This is a genomic window from Nocardiopsis halotolerans DSM 44410 (assembly GCF_000341065.1).
In the GTDB taxonomy this organism is placed as follows: Bacteria; Actinomycetota; Actinomycetes; order Streptosporangiales; family Streptosporangiaceae; genus Nocardiopsis; species Nocardiopsis halotolerans.
In genome coordinates, this window is record NZ_ANAX01000292.1 from 1 (window position 1) to 18,160 (window position 18,160).

Annotated in this window: 15 protein-coding genes and 1 tRNA gene; 8 read left to right on the forward strand and 8 right to left on the reverse strand. The window is 72.5% G+C overall.

Annotated features, from left to right (window positions below; all coding sequences use genetic code 11):
• Both der and D455_RS0121550 read left to right on the forward strand, forming a co-directional pair.
• On the forward strand, positions 1–953 hold a 953-nt coding region (gene der, locus D455_RS0121545; RefSeq protein ID WP_017572759.1), incomplete at its 5' end, for a ribosome biogenesis GTPase Der.
• Positions 954–988: 35 nt separating this feature from the next.
• Positions 989–1,486 (forward strand): DUF523 domain-containing protein, encoded by a 498-nt coding sequence (locus tag D455_RS0121550; protein WP_017572760.1) that lies wholly within the window; start codon positions 989–991, stop codon positions 1,484–1,486.
• A 50-nt stretch (positions 1,487–1,536) separates the two neighbouring features.
• Here the strand turns inward: D455_RS0121550 and D455_RS0121555 are convergent, their stop codons facing one another.
• Positions 1,537–2,076, reverse strand: coding sequence for a dihydrofolate reductase family protein (locus D455_RS0121555; RefSeq protein ID WP_017572761.1), 540 nt, complete (start codon positions 2,074–2,076; stop codon positions 1,537–1,539).
• Positions 2,073–3,005, reverse strand: coding sequence for a helix-turn-helix domain-containing protein (locus D455_RS0121560; RefSeq protein ID WP_017572762.1), 933 nt, complete (start codon positions 3,003–3,005; stop codon positions 2,073–2,075). The genes D455_RS0121555 and D455_RS0121560 overlap by 4 nt, the downstream gene beginning before the upstream one ends.
• 194 nt (positions 3,006–3,199) lie before the next feature.
• Between D455_RS0121560 and D455_RS0121565 the strand changes: the two genes are divergently transcribed.
• Positions 3,200–3,273, forward strand: a tRNA-Pro gene (locus tag D455_RS0121565).
• A 117-nt stretch (positions 3,274–3,390) separates the two neighbouring features.
• Here the strand turns inward: D455_RS0121565 and D455_RS0121570 are convergent.
• Together D455_RS0121570 and D455_RS0121575 are read right to left on the reverse strand one after the other, a co-directional pair.
• The gene (locus D455_RS0121570) at positions 3,391–5,208 is read right to left on the reverse strand and encodes a flavin-containing monooxygenase (protein WP_017572763.1); all 1,818 of its coding nucleotides are present in this window, start codon (positions 5,206–5,208) and stop codon (positions 3,391–3,393) included.
• Between the two features lie 160 nt (positions 5,209–5,368).
• Positions 5,369–6,859, reverse strand: a complete 1,491-nt coding sequence (locus D455_RS0121575; RefSeq protein ID WP_040685037.1) for an MFS transporter — start codon at positions 6,857–6,859, stop codon at positions 5,369–5,371.
• 229 nt (positions 6,860–7,088) lie between these two features.
• Between D455_RS0121575 and D455_RS0121580 the strand changes: the two genes are divergently transcribed.
• From D455_RS0121580 to D455_RS0121595, 4 genes are all read left to right on the forward strand, one after another.
• Positions 7,089–7,763: a TetR/AcrR family transcriptional regulator gene (locus D455_RS0121580; protein WP_017572765.1), complete on the forward strand. Its 675-nt coding sequence runs from the start codon at positions 7,089–7,091 to the stop codon at positions 7,761–7,763.
• A gap of 116 nt (positions 7,764–7,879) precedes the next feature.
• Positions 7,880–8,467, forward strand: coding sequence for a TetR/AcrR family transcriptional regulator (locus D455_RS0121585; protein ID WP_040685039.1), 588 nt, complete (start codon positions 7,880–7,882; stop codon positions 8,465–8,467).
• An 11-nt stretch (positions 8,468–8,478) separates the two neighbouring features.
• Complete coding sequence (locus D455_RS0121590; RefSeq protein WP_017572767.1) at positions 8,479–9,333, forward strand: ABC transporter ATP-binding protein; 855 nt, start codon at positions 8,479–8,481, stop codon at positions 9,331–9,333.
• Positions 9,334–9,386: 53 nt separating this feature from the next.
• Positions 9,387–10,853 (forward strand): fluoroquinolone export ABC transporter permease subunit, encoded by a 1,467-nt coding sequence (locus D455_RS0121595; protein ID WP_449289316.1) that lies wholly within the window; start codon positions 9,387–9,389, stop codon positions 10,851–10,853.
• 231 nt (positions 10,854–11,084) lie between these two features.
• Here D455_RS0121595 and D455_RS0121600 read toward each other — a convergent pair whose 3' ends face one another.
• The 4 genes from D455_RS0121600 to D455_RS0121615 form a co-directional block, all read right to left on the reverse strand.
• The gene (locus D455_RS0121600; RefSeq protein WP_017572769.1) at positions 11,085–12,254 is read right to left on the reverse strand and encodes an MFS transporter; all 1,170 of its coding nucleotides are present in this window, start codon (positions 12,252–12,254) and stop codon (positions 11,085–11,087) included.
• Positions 12,255–12,351: 97 nt separating this feature from the next.
• Positions 12,352–13,881: a tripartite tricarboxylate transporter permease gene (locus D455_RS0121605; protein ID WP_017572770.1), complete on the reverse strand. Its 1,530-nt coding sequence runs from the start codon at positions 13,879–13,881 to the stop codon at positions 12,352–12,354.
• Positions 13,882–13,885: 4 nt separating this feature from the next.
• Positions 13,886–14,515 carry a tripartite tricarboxylate transporter TctB family protein gene (locus D455_RS31275; RefSeq protein ID WP_017572771.1) on the reverse strand — a complete coding sequence of 210 codons (630 nt, stop codon included), beginning with the start codon at positions 14,513–14,515 and terminating at the stop codon, positions 13,886–13,888.
• Positions 14,512–15,594 carry a Bug family tripartite tricarboxylate transporter substrate binding protein gene (locus tag D455_RS0121615; RefSeq protein WP_449289315.1) on the reverse strand — a complete coding sequence of 361 codons (1,083 nt, stop codon included), beginning with the start codon at positions 15,592–15,594 and terminating at the stop codon, positions 14,512–14,514. The genes D455_RS31275 and D455_RS0121615 overlap by 4 nt, the downstream gene beginning before the upstream one ends.
• A gap of 258 nt (positions 15,595–15,852) precedes the next feature.
• Between D455_RS0121615 and acnA the strand changes: the two genes are divergently transcribed.
• Positions 15,853–18,160 (forward strand): aconitate hydratase (acnA, locus tag D455_RS0121620; protein WP_051064690.1); only part of this gene is annotated, 2,308 nt, incomplete at its 3' end.

The following is an 18,160-nucleotide window of genomic DNA, read 5'->3' on the forward strand; positions in this document are numbered from 1 at the left end:
ACCCGATCAGCGCCCTGCACGGCCGCGGCACCGGCGACATGCTGGACGCGCTGGTGGCGGCGTTCCCCGAGCAGCCCGCCGGCGAGCTGGAGGAGGACGGCGAGGAAGGTCCGCCCCGCATCGCGCTGCTGGGCCGTCCCAACGTGGGCAAGTCCAGCCTGCTCAACCGCCTCGCCGGTGAGGACCGGGTGGTCGTGGACGCGGTGGCGGGCACGACCCGCGACGCGGTGGACGAGCTGGTCGAGCTGGGCGGCCGTACCTGGAAGTTCATCGACACCGCCGGTATCCGCCGCCGGTTCCGGGCCCTCCAGGGCGCCGACTACTACGCCACCATGCGCACCGGTACCGCGCTGGAGCGGGCCGAGGTCGCGGTGGTGCTGATGGACGTCAGCGAGCCCCTCGCCGAGCAGGACATCCGGGTCGTCGAGCAGGTCGTCGAGGCGGGCCGCGGCCTGGTCCTGGCGTTCAACAAGTGGGACATCCTGGACGAGGAGCGCCGGATCTACCTGGAGAAGGAGATCGACCGCCAGCTGGCGCGGGTCTCCTGGGCGCCGCGCGTGAACGTCTCGGCTAGGACCGGACGCCACATGGAGAAGCTGGTTCCGGCGATCGAGACCAGCCTGGACGGGTGGAACCAGCGCATCCCGACCGGGCGGCTCAACAACTGGCTCAAGGAGCTGGTCAACGCCACCCCGCCGCCGGTGCGCGGTGGCAAGCAGCCCAAGATCCTGTTCGCGACGCAGGCGGGCGCGCGTCCGCCGCACTTCATCCTGTTCACCACCGGGTTCCTGGAGGACAACTACCGCCGCTTCATCGAGCGGCGCCTGCGGGAGGACTTCGGTTTCGAGGGCTCCCCGGTGCACATCAGCATGCGGATCCGCGAGAAGAAGGGCGCGCCGGGCCGTGCGTCCAAGGGCAGTGTGCGTCCGGACCGCAAGCACCGTCGCCGGTAGCCGGTAGCCGGTATCCGTCGGCGGAGGGGGAACCCATGCGTAAGGTGCTGGTCAGTGCCTGTCTGATGGGGCGCAGGGTGCGCTACGACGGGCGCGCCAAGACGGTTGGGGACGACGTGGTCGCCCGCTGGCGCGAGGAGGGGCGTCTCGTGGTGCACTGCCCGGAGGTCGCGGGCGGCCTTCCGGTGCCCCGGCCGCCCGCCGAGATCGAGCCCGGCGCGACCGCCGCCGACGTGCTCGCGGGCCGGGCGCGCATCCTCACCCCCGACGGCCTGGACGTGACCGCTCCCTTCGTGGACGGCGCCCGCGCGGCGCTGGCCACCGCGCGGACGCACGGCGTGGGCGTGGCGGTGCTCAAGGAGTCGAGCCCCTCCTGCGGGCTTCACCGAGTCTACGACGGGACCTTCGACGGGCGGAAGGTGCCCGGCGAGGGGGTGACCGCGCGGCTGCTTCTGGACGGGGGCGTCGCCGTGTTCACCGAGGACGAGATCGCCGGGGCCGCCGCGCGCCTGCGCGAGCTGGAAGGCGTCTGAGGGGCGCCGCCGGGACCGTGCCCCCGGCGGCGCCCCCTGCCTGGTCCGTGTCAGGCGCGGACGACCTCGTAGCGCATGCAGGCGAAGTCACCGGCGCGGTGCACGTCCAGGACCCTCAGGTCCACGCGCCCGGCCAGCAGCGGCGCCCCCGAGCCCAGGGTGACCGGCGCGACCGACACGAACACCTCGTCCAGGAGGCCGAGCCGGGCCAGGTCCGCGGCGATCCCGCCACCGCCGACCAGCCACACGTCGCGCCCGTCGGCGGCCTCCACCATCTCCTTGTGCAGGTCGCGCAGCTCCTGGTCGGTGTCGGCGCTGGCGAAGCGCAGGTCGCCCTCGACCCTGGGCAGGTCCCGGTGGGTGAGCACCCAGGTGGGGGCTTCGTAGGGCCAGGACGTGATCCCCTCATGCTTGAGAATCCACTCGTAGGTGCCCGCACCGGACACGATCGCGCCCGCCTCGCGGATGAAGGCCGCGGTCTCGTCCAGGGCCTCGTCCCCCTCGGCGGCGAAGAGCCACTCCAGGGAGTGGTCCTCGGTGGCGATGAAGCCGTCCAGGCTCGTCGCGGTGTTGTAGACGGTCCTGCTCATCGTGTACCTCCGTCGTGGTGTCGGTTCTGTAGCCACTCGATGGGATCACCGTGGTCCACCTCCAGGCCCTCCGCGCGCAGCATGTGGCGGACGAGCTGCCTGCGGTGCGCGGAGAAGGTCAGCACGTGCGCGACGACGCTGCCCAGGACGAAGCTCTCGGGCGGGTCGCACAGGGCGTCGATCAGGCGGTCGCCCCAGGCGCCGCGCCGTCCGATGTCGTCGACCGCCGCGATCCAGCGCGATCCCGCGCGGGTGTGCCGTTCCGTCAGGGACCGCGGGTCGTCCGCGCCCTGCTCGGGCATGTCCGCCCCCTCGATCGAGGCGAGCCACATCTCCTTGGCCCGGACCAGGTGGTCGAGCACGGCGGCGATCGACCCCTCCGGCCCGTCCCACTCCAGGACGGTCCGTCCGGGATCGCGCACCCGCCGGTAGGCCTCCTCGGGAAGTTCCGCGGCGAGGCGGACCAGGTGGGAGGTGTCGTCCACGTCGTGGTGGATCTGGAGGGCGATCAGGTCCATTCCGGTCCGCTCCTTCGGTTGCTCCTCGATCCACAGGTGGATCGGCGGATGGAAGTGGATGCCGTTGGGCGCGGACAGCCAGGTGCCGCTGCCGGGCGTGGTGGAACTGGGCGGGTGCCCGAAGGCGCGCCCGAAGGCGCGCGTGAACCCCTCGACCGACTCGTATCCGGCCGCGAACGCGGCGTCGGTCACGCTGCTGCCCTGGCTGATCTGCCAGGCCGCGCGTTCCAGGAGCACCCTGCGGCGCAGTGCGACCGGGGGCTCCCCGGTGTCGCGGGTGAACCTGCGGGTGAAGTGGAACGGTGAGGCGAAGGCGTGGTCCGCCATGTCGGTCAGGCGGGTGTTCTCCTCGTCCAGGACCGCGTCGAGCAGTTCGCGCAGGCGGTCCCGGCCTGGGGTGGGCTCGGTCATGGGACCAGTATGTTCACCCGGCCGCCGCGGGCGCCTGACCGATCTTGCCCACCCGTCGGCCGTACCGTCCCCCGGCGGCGGACTCCGTGCGCCCCGCCTGAGTCCGGGCGGGGCGGTATCGCGGTGCGGAGGGCCCTGCGGATGCGGTAGAGTCTTCCCGTCGGCGGCGCCGGAGACGGTGTCCGCGCGGCGGACGGGACGTAGCGCAGTTTGGCAGCGCACTTGACTGGGGGTCAAGGGGTCGTGGGTTCAAATCCCGCCGTCCCGACAGAGGAACAGCAGGTCAGCGAGGGGTCCACCTGAGGGTGGGCCCCTCGCTGTGTCCGCGGCGAGCGGCTCCGTGGAACGCGCGCCGCGGCTCAGCCACCGGATCGACCGGCGGGGACTACGGCTTCGCGCCCAGGACCTCGTGCATGCGGTCCTCGCGCCAGTCCCTGAGCAACCGGTGGAAGGCCACGGGTCCGGGGCTGTAGGAGAAACCGCCGTGGACGCCCGCGCCCTCGCGGTTGTAGTAACCGGGCGTGCACTGCGCCTGGAACGCGGAGTTGTCGTGGGCCGTCTCCCGGACGGTCCGCCCCCACTCCTCCACGGCCTCCGCCGAGGGCTCGATGACCGGGACCCCGTCCTTGCGGCCCCGGGCGACGACGGCCGCGATGTGCTCGGCCTGCTCCACCAGGATGTGCGTGAAGTTGACCGAGTTGGCGTTCTGCACGGCGCCCAACTGGAAGAGGTTGGGGAACCCGTCGCTGTAGAAGCCGTGGAGCGTGCGGGGCCCGCGGCTCCAGGACCCGAGCAGGTCCCGCCCTCCGCGCCCGCGGACCGGAAGCGCGCCGGACATCACCCCCGAGACGCCGACGTCGAACCCGGTGGCGAAGACGACGCAGTCCACGGGGTACTCGGTGTCCCCGACGACGATCGCGTCCTCGGTCATGCGCGTGATGCCGCCGTGGTCGGCGGTGTCGACCAGGGTGACGTTGGGCCGGTTGAACGTCTGGAGGTAGTGGTCGCTGAAGCAGGGCCGCTTGCACATGTAGCGGTACCAGGGCTTGAGCAGCTCGGCCGTGGCCGGGTCGTCGACGACCTCGTCCACCCGGGCCCGGATCTGGTTCATCTTCCGCGCGTCGACGAGTTCGTCGATCCGCTCGCGCTCCTCCGGGGACACGCTCGTGTCCAGCGCCCCGGAGATCATCTTGCGCTGGAGCCGTGCCGTGGACGTCCAGCCGTCCTGGACCATGTCGGTCCCGACCCGCTCGCCGGAGACGATCGCGAGGAAGTTCTCCATCCGCTCGCGCTGCCAGCCCGGTTTCAGGGAGGCCGCCCACTCCGGGTCGGTGGGCCGGTTGTCGCGCACGTCCACCGAGGACGGCGTGCGCTGGAACACGTACAGGTGTTTCGCGTCGCGTCCCAGGTGCGGGATGACCTGCACGCCCGTCGCGCCGGTGCCCACGACCGCGACCCTCTTGTCGGCGAGGCCGGTGAGGCCGCCCTCCTGGTCGCCGCCGGTGTAACCGTAGTCCCAGCGACTCGTGTGGAAGGTGTGGCCCCCGAAGGTCTCGATCCCCGGGATGCCCGGCAGCTTGGGCTGGGTCAGGGTGCCCGAGGAGGTGATGACGAACCGGGCGCGCATCCGGTCGCCGCGGTCGGTCCCGACCACCCACTCGCACGCCTGGTCGTCCCAGTCCAGGGCGGTGACGCGGGTGTGGAACACCGCGTCGCGGTACAGGTCGAAGGTGTCGGCGATCGCCACGGCGTGGCGGCGGATCTCCTCGCCGGGGGCGTAGCGCCACCGGGGCACGTAGCCGACCTCCTCCAACAGGGGCATGTAGGAGTAGGACTCGATGTCGCAGTGGATGCCCGGATAGCGGTTCCAGTACCAGGTCCCGCCGAAGTCGCCGGCCTCGTCCGTCATCCGGATGGACTCCACGCCCGCCTGGCGCAGCCGCGCCCCGGTGACCAGGCCGCCGAACCCGCCGCCGACCACGAGCACCTCCACGGTGTCCGTCAGCGGTTCGCGCTCGGTGCGGGGCGTGTAGGGATCCTTGGCGTAGTAGCCGAACTCGCCCGCGGCCGAACGGTACTGGGCCGCGCCGTCGGGGCGGATACGGCGCTCGCGCTCGCGGGCGTACCGGGCCCGCAGCGCGTCGAGGTCGATCTCCTCGCCCCGGTCGTCGGTGTCGGGGGTCGCGTCGGAGGCTGTGCCCATGTGCGGTCCTTCCTCTGTCGTCTCCACGGCACCGAGGGCGCACGCGCCGGTGGCCGTGGGGGATCCGGTGGTCGCCGTGCCGCTCGGGGATTCCGAGCACGGGAGGGGCGCCCGGCACGGCGGGGCGCCCGGCACGGCGGGGCGCCCCTCCCGTGCTCGGTCAGTCGCCCCGGCCGCTCACGGTGCTGGGGGAGGGTGCGTGCTCGGGTTCGGACCGCTCCGGTTCGGGGGCGGCCCCGCGCCCGGGGAGGAAGAAGGCGACGGCGAAGGCCGTGAGCGCGGCGAGGGCGCCGAGGCCGAGGACCAGCGTGAAGGCCTCCCGGGCGGGGAGTACCTCTCCGCCCAGGGACATGGTCATGTTGGCGATGACCACGCCCGCGACGGCGCTGGCCACGGAGGTGCCGATGGAGCGCATCAGGGTGTTGAGGCTGTTGGCGGCGGCGGTCTCCGACCGGGGGACGGCGGCCATGATCAGGGCGGGCATGGCTCCGTAGGCCAGTCCCACGCCCGCCCCGATGACGGTGGAGGCGATCATGAGCTGCCAGATGCCCGACATGAACACCATGCTCAGGCCGTAGCCGAGCGCGACCAGCAGGGCGCCGACCATCATGGTGGTCTTGGGTCCCATGGTCCGGGAGATGCGTGCCGAGATCGGGGACATCGCCATCATCACCAGCCCGTTCGGCGCCATCACCAGGCCCGCGACCAGGATCGTCCGCCCGAAGCCGTAACCGGTCGCCTCCGGCGTCTGGACCAGCTGCGGGATGACCAGGGACATGGCGAACATGGAGAAGCCGAACACCACGGACGCGGTGTTGGTGAGCAGGACCTGACGGCGTGCGCTGGTGCGCAGGTCGACCAGGGGGTGTGGCGTACGCAGTTCCCACCAGCCCCACACCAGGAGCACCGCGGCCGCGACGACGAGCATGGTGCCGGGGACACCGCCGTCCCATCCCCAGTCGGAGCCCTTGGAGATCGCCAGCAGCAGCAGGAGCAGCGCGACGGCCAGGCCCACCGATCCCGGCAGGTCGAACCCGCCGCCGCTGCGGACCCCGGAGTCGGGGACCAGGGCGCGGACCAGGACGGCGGCCACGGCCGCCAACGCCGCGGCGACCCAGAAGAGCACGTGCCAGTCGGCCTTCTGCGCGATGAGCGCGGCGGCGGGCAGACCGAGCGCGCCGCCCACGCCGAGTGAGGCGCTCATCAGCGCCGTCGCCCCGCCGAGCCGTTCGGGGGGCAGTTCGTCGCGCATGATGCTGATGCCCAGGGGGATGACCCCGGCCGCCAGCCCCTGGAGGGCGCGCCCGATCACCATCGGCACCAGGCTGGTGGCCAGGGCGCAGAACACCGAGCCGACCACGAGGACCGCGAGGCTGAACAGCAGCATGCGGCGCTTGCCGTGCATGTCGCCCAGACGGCCGACCGTCGGTGTGGCGACCGCGGCGGTCAGCAGGGTGGCGGTGATCGCCCACGCGGTGTCCCCGGGGGTGGCGCCCAGCAGGTCGGGCAGCACGGGCACGATCGGGATGACCAGGGTCTGCATGAGCGAGACGATGATCCCGCTGAGGGCCAGGACGGCGACGATCACGTTCGGCCGTACGGGGGGTCGTGCGTCACCGGGTACTGGCGCTTCGTCAGGGGCATGGGTCATGGAGTGGGTTCCCCCGTTTCGAGCGTACGGAAGCGCCTACTTTTAAGTCAGGCGCATGACTTATACTAACGATACGTGTCCGGACGGACTCCACCGTCGGGACGAGAGGAGGGACACAGTGACGAGGTCGCCTGGCGGCGGCCCCCGCGTTCCCGAGGGGGAGCGTCCGTACGAGTCGCGCACGGCGCCGGACCGGGGGGTCGGTACGGTGGCTCCTATGAATGGCAGGATGACGAGGTCAGACCGGGTCGCCGCGACGAGGGAGACGATCCTGGCCGCGGCGGAGCGGCTCTTCGCCGAACACGGACTGGCCGCGGTCTCCAACCGTCAGATCAGCCAGGAGGCGGGGCAGGGCAACAACACGGCGGTCAGCTACCACTTCGGTTCCAAGGCCGGTCTGGTCCGCGCGATCGTGCGCAGGCACACCGAGCAGATCGAGGGGATACGCCGCCGCATGGTGGTGGAGGCCGACGGTTCCACCGAGGCCAGGGACTGGATCGCCTGCATGGTGGAGCCCTTCGCGCAACACCTCGCCGACCTGGGCATACCCAGTTGGTTCGGGAGGTTCAGCGCCCAGGTCCTGGGTGACTCCGCCTACCGGGAGATCGTGGCCGAGGAGTCCCTCAACTCCCCGTCGCTGGTCCGCGCCGGGGAGCAGCTGCGCGGGTGCCTCGCCCACCTGCCGACCGAGGTCCGCATGGAACGCCAGGACATGGCCCGCCAGCTCATGGTCCACATGATCGCCGAACGCGAGCGCGCCCTGGCCGAGGGAGGCCGCACCCCCAGGGACTCCTGGCACCGGGCCGCCGTCGGGCTGACCGACGCCCTCACCGGCCTCTGGCTCGCCCCCGTCACCGAGCCCTCGGCGCGGGACGGACGGGAAGCCGTGCGTTCCGGGCACTGAGCCCCCCACACGACGTGCGTTGACAGCCGCCCCGTCCCCGGCCGCCCGAGGGGTGTACGGCCTCGTGTTAGTGAGTAACATTTCTGCTGTGCGGGACGGACGGGGCGGTGGTGGGCATGGACCAGCGGACGCGCACGAGACGGCGTAACAGGGCCGCCATCCAGGAGGCCGCCCTGCGGCTCTTCCAACGGCAGGGCTACGAGGCGACCACGGTCGCCCAGATCGCCCGGGAGGCGGGCGTCTCCCACATGACGTTCTTCCGCTGCTTCCCCACCAAGGAGGACGTCGTCCTCCAGGACGAGTACGACCCCATGCTGGAGGAGCTGGTCCGGGAACAGCCCGCCACCCTCCCCGCAGTCGAGCGGATCCACCGGGCCACCCTGGTCGGGCTCGGCCGGGTCTACGAGCACAACCGGGAGGCCCTGCTGGACCGGTCCCGGCTCCTGCTGTCCATCCCGGCCCTGCGCTCCCGCGTCGGCGAGAACCTCGCCTCCGCGAGCACCGCCTTCGAACGCGGCCTGACCCCGCCGGAGACCACGCACCCCACGTTGGAGGTCCGCGCCGTCGCCGCCGCCTGCTCGGCGGCGCTGTCCGCGGCCGTCATCGCCTGGGTCGACACGGACGGGGAGGGGGAACTGCCCGAACTCGTCGACCGGGCCTTCCTCGCCCTGCGCGCGTCGTCACCCGGCCACCACCGATCCTGAGGAGCCCCCCCATGGCCGAGCAGGTCATCACCGTCGACAACCTCCAGGTCCGCTATCCGGGCACCGACAGGCCCGCGGTCGACCGGATGAGCTTCTCCGTCGCCAGGGGCGAGGTGTTCGGCTTCCTCGGGCCCAGCGGCGCCGGGAAGTCCACGACCCAGAAGGTGCTCACCCGGCTGCTGCGCCGCTACGAGGGCGAGGTGAGCGTCCTGGGGCGGCCCCTGGGAGCGTGGGGGCCGGACTACTTCGAACGCGTGGGCGTGGGCTTCGAGCTCCCGGCGGGGTTCGGCAGGCTCACCGCGCGCGAGAACCTGGCCGCCTTCGCGTCCCTGTACCGGGGCCCCGTCGAGGACCCCGACGAACTCCTGGCCAGGGTGGACCTGGCCGACGCTGCCTCCAGGCGCGTCAGCGACCTGTCCAAGGGCATGCGTATGCGGCTCAACCTGGCGCGTGCGCTGGTCAACGGGCCGGAACTCCTCTTCCTCGACGAACCCACCTCGGGGCAGGACCCGGTCCGCTCCGCCCTGCTGCGGGGAGTGATCCGCGAGGCGGCCGACCGGGGCCGCACGGTCTTCCTCACCACGCACGACATGGCCACCGCCGACCTCCTGTGCGACCGGGTCGCCTTCGTCGCCGGGGGAAGGATCGCCGCCGTCGACACCCCGCGCGCCCTCAAGCTCCGCCACGGCAGCCCGGGGCTCGTCGCCGAGGTACGCGGACGGGCACCCATGCGGATGCCCGTCGAGTCCCTGGCCGACGACGCCGAACTCCTGTCCCTGCTCAGGGAGGGCGCGGTGGAGACGCTGCACACGCGCGAGGCCTCCCTGGACGACGTCTTCGCGGCCGTCACCCGGGAGCACCTGTGAACCGGCTGTTCGCGGCCGCCGTACTGGAGGCGCGGGTCGAGNGCTACGGCATCGTGCCCGCCGCGGTCGCCCTGTGCGCCGTGTGGACCCTGGTGCTGCTCGCGGTCCCCGCGGGGGCGGCCGGAACGGTCGCGGCCCACCTGCTGTTCCTCGACACGGCGGGGTTCGGCGCGCTCTTCGCCGTGGCCCTGCTGTTCTTCGAACGCACCGAGGGCACGCGCCAGGCGCTGACGGTGACCCCGCTGCGCGTCGGTGAGGGGGTGGCGGCCCGGCTGCTGGTGCTCACCGCGCTGGCGCTGTTCATCGCCGTGCCGATGACGGCGGTGTCGGTGCGCGACCGGTTCGCGGACCTTCCGCAGGTACTGCCGCCCACCCTGGGCGGCGTGGCGCTCACCTCGGCCCTGCTGCTCACGTCGTGCCTCGCGGCGGGGGCGCGCACCCGCGACCTTTCGGGCTTCCTTCTCACGGTTCCGTTCGTCGTCGCGCCGCTGATCCTCGTTCCCCTCGTACACGTCACCGGGATCCTGGAGCATCCGCTCATGTACGCGGTCCCGACCACCGTGGGCGCGGACCTCATCCGCATGGGGACCGCACCGGAATCGCTGGACGCGGATCCCGTGACCCTGTCCGCGGGGACGGCCTACGCGTCGGCGTGGGTGGCGGTCGGCACCGTCGCGGCCCTCCGCGCGGTCGGGAACGGGAGCCTCCCCGCACGGGTGAGGCCGGAGACCGCGAAGGGGGCCCTCGCGCCCGCCGTCCGCGTCACCGGACGCGGACGGCTTCCGGCGATCGCGCGCTTCGCCCGCACCGACCTCCTCGGTGCGGGGCGCGATCCCCTGCTCCTGCTCCTCCTCTGCGCCCCGGTGCCGCTGGCACTGCTCATCCGCCTCGCCCTCCCCGGGGCCTCGGACTTCCTGCTCACCGCACACGGATTCGACCTGGCACCGCACACCCCCGCGCTCCTGGCGACCCTGGTCCTGCTGCACGTGCCCATGATGTTCGGGGTGGTGGGCGGCCTGCGCGCGGTCGAGGACGCCGACGAGAACGTCCTCCTCGTGCTGCGCGCCTCGCCCGTGTCCGTGCCCGCCTACCTCGGCTACCGGATGGTCCTCGTCGCGGTCCTGTCCCTGACCGGCCTCGCCGCCGCGCTGCCCCTGAGCGGGCTCACGGACGGCGGTCCCTCCGCCGGCGTGGTGGTCGCCCTCGTGCTGGCGGCGCTCCAGGCCCCGCTCCTGCTCGCCGGGATGACCGCGTTCGCGAGCAACAAGGTGGAGGCCCTGGTCGCGGTCAAGGGCGTGGGCGCCCTCATGGCCCTGACGCCCGTGGCGGCCTGGCTCCTGCCCGGTTCCTGGAAGTTCCTCCTGCTTCCCCTACCGCCGTCGTGGCCGGTCCTGGCCCTTCCCGGATACGACGCCGGACCGCTGGGACCGTGGCCGTGTCTGGCGGGCGGGGTCCTGGTCACGGCGGTGGCGCTGGCGGTGCTCCTGAGACGCACCCTGCGGCGGATCGACGGGACCTGACGCGGTTGACCGAAAGGGTTCACCAGCCCGCCTCGTCCGCCGTGACGCTTCTATGTCAAGCGGCAGGCTGAACAGGTATCTCAGCCTGCCGCCGCCCGGCTTGCTCTTGTACTCATAGCGAGGTTCGACCGTCGAGACTCCTAGGAGTACGAGATCAGTGCGGATCGGGGCGCATGCGTCGCACCAGTAACGTATGCGGTCAGCCCGCTGGGAAGTGCGGGCGGCCGGAACTCACACGCGCCTGGCGGCCGTGAGCGCCGACGCCACGAGGACGGCCGCCACGAACCACAGGGCCCCGGACGCCCCCACCGCGCCCGCGACCCCCGCCCCGACGGCGGGGATCCCCACCTGCCCGAGCCGGTTCCCCCAGATGCGCAGGGCCAGGGCCGCGCCGCGCGCGCCCTCCGGGGCCGCCGTGGTCACCAGCGCCATCGTCAGGGGCTGCCCGAGACCGAGCAGGAACCCCCCGACGGCCAGCACGGCGCCCAGCACGAACGGGTCGCTGACCGGCAGCGCCACCGCCGCCATGGACAGACCCGCCGCGGCGGGGNCCCCGCGCGACCAGCGCACGACCAGCCGCGGCAGCACCAGACGGGAGAGCAGTGAGGACCCCGCGCGCAGGCTCAGCAGGACGCCGACCAGCATGGGCGGGATCCCCCGGTTCTCGGCGACCAGCGGCAGGTAGGCGGTGAGGATGTCCACGGCCGAGAGCAGGGCCAAACTGGCGAACAGCCCCGAGGGCAGACCCGGCCTGCGCAACAGCCCCAGCATGGGAACCCGCTTGTCGCCCTCCGCGCGGGGAGGCGGCGGCATCCGCACCCGGACGAAGGCCAGGACCGGCACCAGCCCCAGCCCGCCGGTCACCGCGGCGACGAGGAAGGCGGTCGAGGTCGCGGTCAGCAGCGCGTCCCCCGAGGCGTCGGCCAGGATCACGCCCGACAGCAGGGGACCCACGAGCTGACCGAGGGAGGCCGCGGCCGTGAACCACCCGAAGTCGCGGTCCAGGTTCTCCGGCGTGGACAGGCGGGCGATCAGCCCCTGACCGGCGACCATGCACAGCAGGTGTCCCATGCCCAGCACGGTGCTGGCCAGGGCGACCGCGAACAGGCCGGAACCGTGGGCCAGCAGCAGGCAGCCCGTACCGAGGATCGCCGCGCCCAGGCCGACGATCCAGGCCATCCGCCGGGACCGGTCGGTCGCCCGTCCCAGGGGGACCGCCACCACCAGGGGGAGCAGCGCGTAGGCGGCGGTGACCAGGCCGACCGCCACCGCGTCCCCGCCCAGGGCGATCGTCCGGTAGGAGATCAGGGGGCGGGCGAGGTTGAGGGCTGTGTGGGTGAGTACGACGCTCAGCAGCAGCGGCCACAGCCACGACGGCCCGATGACGCGGCCTCTTCCCAACGTTGCCCCCCGTGTTCGTGTGCGCCCCCGCGCGGGACACGGCCCACCGGGGCCGCCCCTCGACCCCGGTGTCATCCGATGACGTGACCACTAGGTTCTACACGGTGTCCACCTCGCGCTCGTCGGCAGGGGTCGCGGTCCGGCGGTCCCGGATCCGCTTGACGGCGAAGACGGCGACCACCACCAGGAGGACGCCGTAGATCCCGAGCGCGATACCGCCGTCGAACAGGGTCGCGACGTCCCCCTGGCTCGCGGCCATCGCCCGCCGCAGTTCGCTCTCGGCCAGCGGCCCCAGGATGACGCCGATGAGGACCGGTGCCACGGGGACGTCGTACCTGCGCATGAGCAGCCCGAGGGCGCCGACCGCGTAGAGCAGGACGACGTCGAACACCGAACCGTTGACCGAGTAAACGCCGACCGTGGCGAAGACCATCAGCCCCGCGAACAGGTGGCGCTGGGGCAGGCGCAGGAGCCGCGCCCACAGCGGCGCGAAGGGAAGGTTGATCACGAGCAGCAGGACGGTGCCGATGAACATGCTGGCCAGCAGAGCCCAGACCAGGTCGCCCTCCTGCTCGAAGAGCAGGGGGCCGGGCTGCATCCCGTACTGCTGGAACGCCGCCAGCATCACGGCCGCGGTCGCGGAGGTGGGCAGCCCGAGGCCGAGCAGCGGGACCATCGCGGTCGCCGTGGTCGCGTTGTTGGCCGCCTCGGGACCGGCCACTCCCTCGATCGCGCCCCGGCCGAACGTGCTGTCGCCCCGTCGGCGGGCCAGGGCCTTCTCGGCTCCGTAGGACAGGAAGGTCGGGATCTCGGCGCCTCCGGCGGGGATCACGCCGAACGGCAGGCCCAGAGCCGTGCCCCGCAGCCAGGGCAGCCAGGAGCGGCGCAGGTCCTTGCGTCCCAGCCACGGCGTACCGGACGCGACCAGCCGCGGACTGCTCGGAGACCCGGGCCGGAACCCCGTGTGCAGGACCTCGCCCACGGCCAGCAGCCCGACCGTGACGACGACGATGCTGACGCCGTCCAGCAGCTGGGGCACGCCCAGGGTCAGGCGGATGGCGCCGCTCTGGTCGTCGATGCCGACGACGCTGATCGCCAGGCCGATGCCCAGCGCGGCCACGCCCCGCAGGGGCGAGGAGGTCACGACGGCGGCGGTGCACACGAAGGCCAGGACGGCGAGCGCGAAGTACTCGGCCGGCCCGAACCCGAGTGCCAGGACCACCATGCGCTGAGCGAAGAAGGCCACCACGGTCGTGGCGACGATGCCGCCGACGAAGGAGCCGACCACCGCCGCGGCCAGGGCCTGGGAGGCCCTGCCGCCGCGCGCCATGAGGTGACCCTCGAACGCGGTGGCGATCGAGGAGCTCTGCCCGGGGGTGTTGAGCAGGATGGACGTGGTCGCCCCGCCGAACTGGCCCCCGTAGTAGATCCCGGCGAACATGATGAACGCCGAGGTCGGTTCCAGCAGGAAGGTCAGGGGGAGCAGGAGGGCGACCGCCATGGACGAGCCCAGACCGGGCAGGACGCCGACGGCCGTGCCCAGGACCACGCCGAGCAGGCACCACAGCAGGTTCTCGGGGGTCAGCGCGTCGGCGAACCCCGACATCAGGAGAGGGAGGGTGTCCACGGTGTCACATGACCTTTCCGAGCAGGCCGCTGGGCAGCGACACGTCCAGCAGGCCGGAGAAGCAGATCTGCACGAGCGCCGCCAGGATCACGGCCACGCACAGGTCCAGCAGCGGTGAGCGGCGGTCCAGGGCGAAGCTGATCCCCCAGAACAGGAGGGTGCCCGAGAGGAGCCAGCCCAGCGGCTGGAGCAGGAGGACGTGGGCGGTCAGGGTCGCGGCCATGATGCCCAGGGAGCGCCAGTCGCCCCTTCCCACGGCGCCGGTTCCGCCGTCGGAGGGCGCGGAAGCCGTGGAGGTCGCGGGGGTCATGGCGGAGGTGGACCTGGCCCGCACGACCGCGCGCACACCGGACGCGCACGCCGTCACGGCCAGGAGGACGCCCACGGTCAGGGGGAAGAACCGCGGCCCCAGGAAGCCGCCGCTCTCGGGTGCGCGGATCGTCAGGGAACCGACGACCAGGACGAGCGCCGTCATCAGGATCACGGCGGGTACGGCCAGGGCCGTCGTGGGGATGGCGGGTTCCGCCTTCCCGGCGGAGGCCCCGTCGGGGCTCCCGCCAGGGTTCTCGGCGGGGTTCTCGGAGGAGGGCGCCTCGGCGGGATCCCGCTCCTCGGTGGGTCGTGCTGAGGTCATGACAGTCCCAATCCCTCGATGATCTGCTCCAGGCGCGCGGTCTCCTCGACGAGGAACGCGTCGAAGTCCTCTCCGGCGACGAACGCCTCCCGCCACCCGAAGCGGTCCAGGGCCTCCTGCCATTCGGGGGTCCCGACCAGCGCGTGGACCAGGTCCAGGAGGGCCTCGTGTTCGGCCTCCTCCAGCCCGCCCGGGGCGGCCAGGCCGCGCCAGTTGGCCAGGTCCAGGTCCATCCCCGCCTCGCGCAGCGTGGGCACGTCCACGCCGGGAAGGGGCTGGGCGGCGGAGATCGCCAGCGCCCGGACCTCCCCGGCCTCGATCTGGGACCGGAAGCCGTTGTAGCTGGAGACCGCGATGTCGGAGGTGTGGGACAGCAGGGAGGTCAGCACCTCGCCGTCCCCGGAGTAGACGATGTAGTTGAGCTCGGACGGGGAGACACCGATGCGGTCGAGCATCAGCGCCGCGAGGAGGTGGTCCGAGGTGCCGATGGCGCCGCCGGAGACCACGAGGTCACGGGGCGCCCCAGTCCAGGCGCGGACCAGGTCCTCCAACGACCTCAGCGGGGAGTCCCTCCGGACCGCGACCACGATGTAGTCCTCAGCCAGCCGGGCCAGCGGCGTGATGTCCTCCAGGGTGGTGCGGGAGCCGGTGATCTCGATGCCGCCGAGGATCGAGCTCCCCATCACCATGAGCACGTCCGCGCGTCCTCCCATCTGCGCGGTGTGGTTGAGGCCGATGGTGCCGCCGCCACCGGGCATGTTGAGCACCTCGATGCCCTCGGCCAGTCCGTTCTGCCGCAGCGCGTACCGCGTCTGCCGGGCCACGGTGTCGAAGCCGCCGCCAGCCGCGGCGGGGGCCACGATCTGCAGGNGGCGCCCGCCGCCCGTGCCCGTCGAGGCCTCGCTGGTGCGGATCTCCACCAGGGCACCGCCGAGGGCGACCGCTCCGATCGCACCCGCGATCGCCTCGCGTCGGCTCGGAGCCGTTATCTGCATTGCTTCCCCCACGGATCGTGTGACCGGCGCCCCGTGAAGGACCGGTCCCTGTGTGATGTGCGCCTCGTGAGGCGGGGCACACATCTGGAGATATTGCACCAAGATGAACGCGAGTGCAATATGTGGCTCCCTGGGTCGGTGCTCGACGCCCTCCAGGGGGCCTGGGAGTTGCCGCACGTCAAGAGGGATAGCAAAGGCGGGCAGTGGGGGTGTGTGTACCGGTTTGCTGCTGGGTGTCCGGGTTTCCGTGAGGGTTCCTCGCTTGTTGTACTAGCCTCGAAGTTAGAACAATCATGGATGTGCTGGGACACCGGTACACCCGAGGACCAGCGTGGAGAGACGATGGACGACTCCGTGGCAGGAACCGCCGCGACAGCGGTGCTCAACGCGGCCGGAAGCGAGTTTCGCTACGTCCCGCTCGACCGGCTGCTCGGCCCCGACGAGCGGCGCCGCGTTCCGTACACGATCCGCATCCTGGTGGAGAACGTCGCGCGCAGGGCACCCGACGCCCTTCCCGCGGTGCTCGCCCGGGTGCGCTCGGGGCGCGGGGACTGCGAGGTCCCCTTCCACCCCAACCGGATGATGCTGCACGACACCACGTGCCTGCCGACGCTGACCGACCTGGCCGCTCTCCGCGACACCGTCGCCGAACTGGGCGGCGAGGCCGCGCGGGTCAACCCGGTGATCGCCACGGACCTGGTCGTGGACCACTCCGTGATCGCCGAGGCCCACGGCTCGGCCGCCGCGCTCGCCCGCAACCTCGACATCGACTTCCGGCGCAACGCCGAGCGGTACGAGTTCGTCAAGTGGGCGGAGCACAGCGTGCGCGGCTTCCGCGTGGTCCCCCCGGGCCGGGGAATCATCCACCAGGTCAACATGGAGACCCTCGCCCGCGTCGTCTGGCGCGAGGACGGCGGCGACGGACCCGACCTCCTCCACCCCGACGTCCTCGTGGCCACCGACAGCCACACACCGATGATCAACGCCATCGGCGTCCTCGGCTGGGGCGTCGGCGGACTCCAGGCCCAGGCCGCCATGCTCGGCGAACCCGTGATGCTCAACTTCCCCGAGGTCGTCGGCGTCCGCCTCACCGGGAGCCTGCGCCGCGGGGTCACGGCCACCGACCTGGCCCTCACCCTGACCGAGCTGCTGCGGTCGACGGGCGTCGTGGACGCGTTCGTGGAGTTCTGCGGCCCGGGGATCGACGGCCTGTCCTGGTCGGCGCGCGCGGCCGTCGCGAACATGGCGCCCGAGTACGGCGCCACCTGCGCCTACTTCCCCTACGACCGCGAGGTCCGCGACTACCTGGTCCTGACCGGCAGGGAGAGCGCCCACGTGGAGGCCGTCGACGCCTACATGCGCGCCCAGGGTCTGGTGCGCGACGCGGACTCGGCCGAACCCCGCTTCGACCGGCTCCTGGAGTTCGACCTGGGCACGGTGGAACCCTGCCTGGCCGGTCCGCACCGCCCCGACCAGCGGGTCGCGCTGTCCCGGGTGCCCGCGTCCTTCCTGGAGTCCTCCGCAGCGGGGCCGGACGCCGACAGTCCGGAGAACGACGGGCCGGGGGAGGCGCGGGAGGTCCTCGGCGAGCCGCTCCCGCGCGGACCGGTCGGGATCGCGGCCATCACGAGCTGCACCAACACGGCCAACCCCGCGCTCATGGTCCAGGCGGGTCTCCTCGCCGCGAGGGCGATGGAGCGGGGCCTGAACGTCCGGCCCTGGGTCAAGACCACCCTCTCACCGGGCTCCCGGGTGGTCGTCGACTACCTGGAGCGGGCCGGGCTGCTCGCACCGCTGGAGAAGGCCGGTTTCCACACGGTCGGATTCGGGTGCATGACCTGCATCGGCAACTCCGGCCCCCTGGTTCCCGAGCTGGAGGACCTCGCCGCGGACGGGCTGGAGTCCGCGGCGGTCCTGTCGGGCAACCGCAACTTCCCCGGCCGGGTCAACCCGCGGGTCTCCCACGCCTACCTGGCCTCGCCGCCCCTGGTGGTGGCCTACGCCCTGGCCGGAACCGTCCTGCACGACTTCGCGGCCCGGCCGCTGGGCCACGACCACGACGGGGTTCCGGTGTACCTGTCGGACCTGTGGCCCGACGACGAGGAGGTCGCCCGGATCGTGGACCTGGCTGTCGACCCCGGGACGTTCCGCGAGAACGGGGCCGCCGTCTGGGAGGGCGACGAGCGGTGGCGGGCGCTGGACGCGGCCGGGAGCACCCGTTTCCCCTGGGACGAGGACTCCACCTACGTCCGCAGGCCCCCCTACCTCACCGGTGTGTGCCCCGAACCCGGAGACCACGTGCGGGTCGACGACGCCCGGGTGCTGCTGTGGCTGGGCGACCACGTCACCACCGACCACATCTCACCGGCCGGTGCCATCCCGCGCGACAGCCTGGCGGGCACGTACCTGCGTGACCGGGGGACCGCGCCGCGCGACCTCAACCAGTACTCGACCCGGCGCAGCAACCACGAGGTGATGCTGCGCGGCGCCTTCACCAACCCCGCCGTGGCCAACCTCCTGCTGCCGGAGGGGGAACGCGGAAGGGGAGGGCATGCCCGCACCGCCGACGGGACGCGCGTCGCACCGGTCTTCCAGGCCGCCGCGACCTACCGGGAGGCCGGTGAGGACCTGGTGATCGTGGCGGGGCGGG

Bases quoted from the DNA above. Each gene is read 5' to 3' on its own strand.
- D455_RS31275 (WP_017572771.1), bottom strand. From the start codon at position 14,515: ATGACCTCAGCACGACCCACCGAGGAGCGGGATCCCGCCGAGGCGCCC.
- D455_RS0121550 (WP_017572760.1), top strand. From the start codon at position 989: ATGCGTAAGGTGCTGGTCAGTGCCTGTCTGATGGGGCGCAGGGTGCGC.
- D455_RS0121580 (WP_017572765.1), top strand. From the start codon at position 7,089: ATGACGAGGTCAGACCGGGTCGCCGCGACGAGGGAGACGATCCTGGCC.
- D455_RS0121575 (WP_040685037.1), bottom strand. From the start codon at position 6,859: ATGACCCATGCCCCTGACGAAGCGCCAGTACCCGGTGACGCACGACCC.
- D455_RS0121585 (WP_040685039.1), top strand. From the start codon at position 7,880: ATGGACCAGCGGACGCGCACGAGACGGCGTAACAGGGCCGCCATCCAG.
- D455_RS0121555 (WP_017572761.1), bottom strand. From the start codon at position 2,076: ATGAGCAGGACCGTCTACAACACCGCGACGAGCCTGGACGGCTTCATC.
- D455_RS0121560 (WP_017572762.1), bottom strand. From the start codon at position 3,005: ATGACCGAGCCCACCCCAGGCCGGGACCGCCTGCGCGAACTGCTCGAC.
- D455_RS0121570 (WP_017572763.1), bottom strand. From the start codon at position 5,208: ATGGGCACAGCCTCCGACGCGACCCCCGACACCGACGACCGGGGCGAG.
- D455_RS0121590 (WP_017572767.1), top strand. From the start codon at position 8,479: ATGGCCGAGCAGGTCATCACCGTCGACAACCTCCAGGTCCGCTATCCG.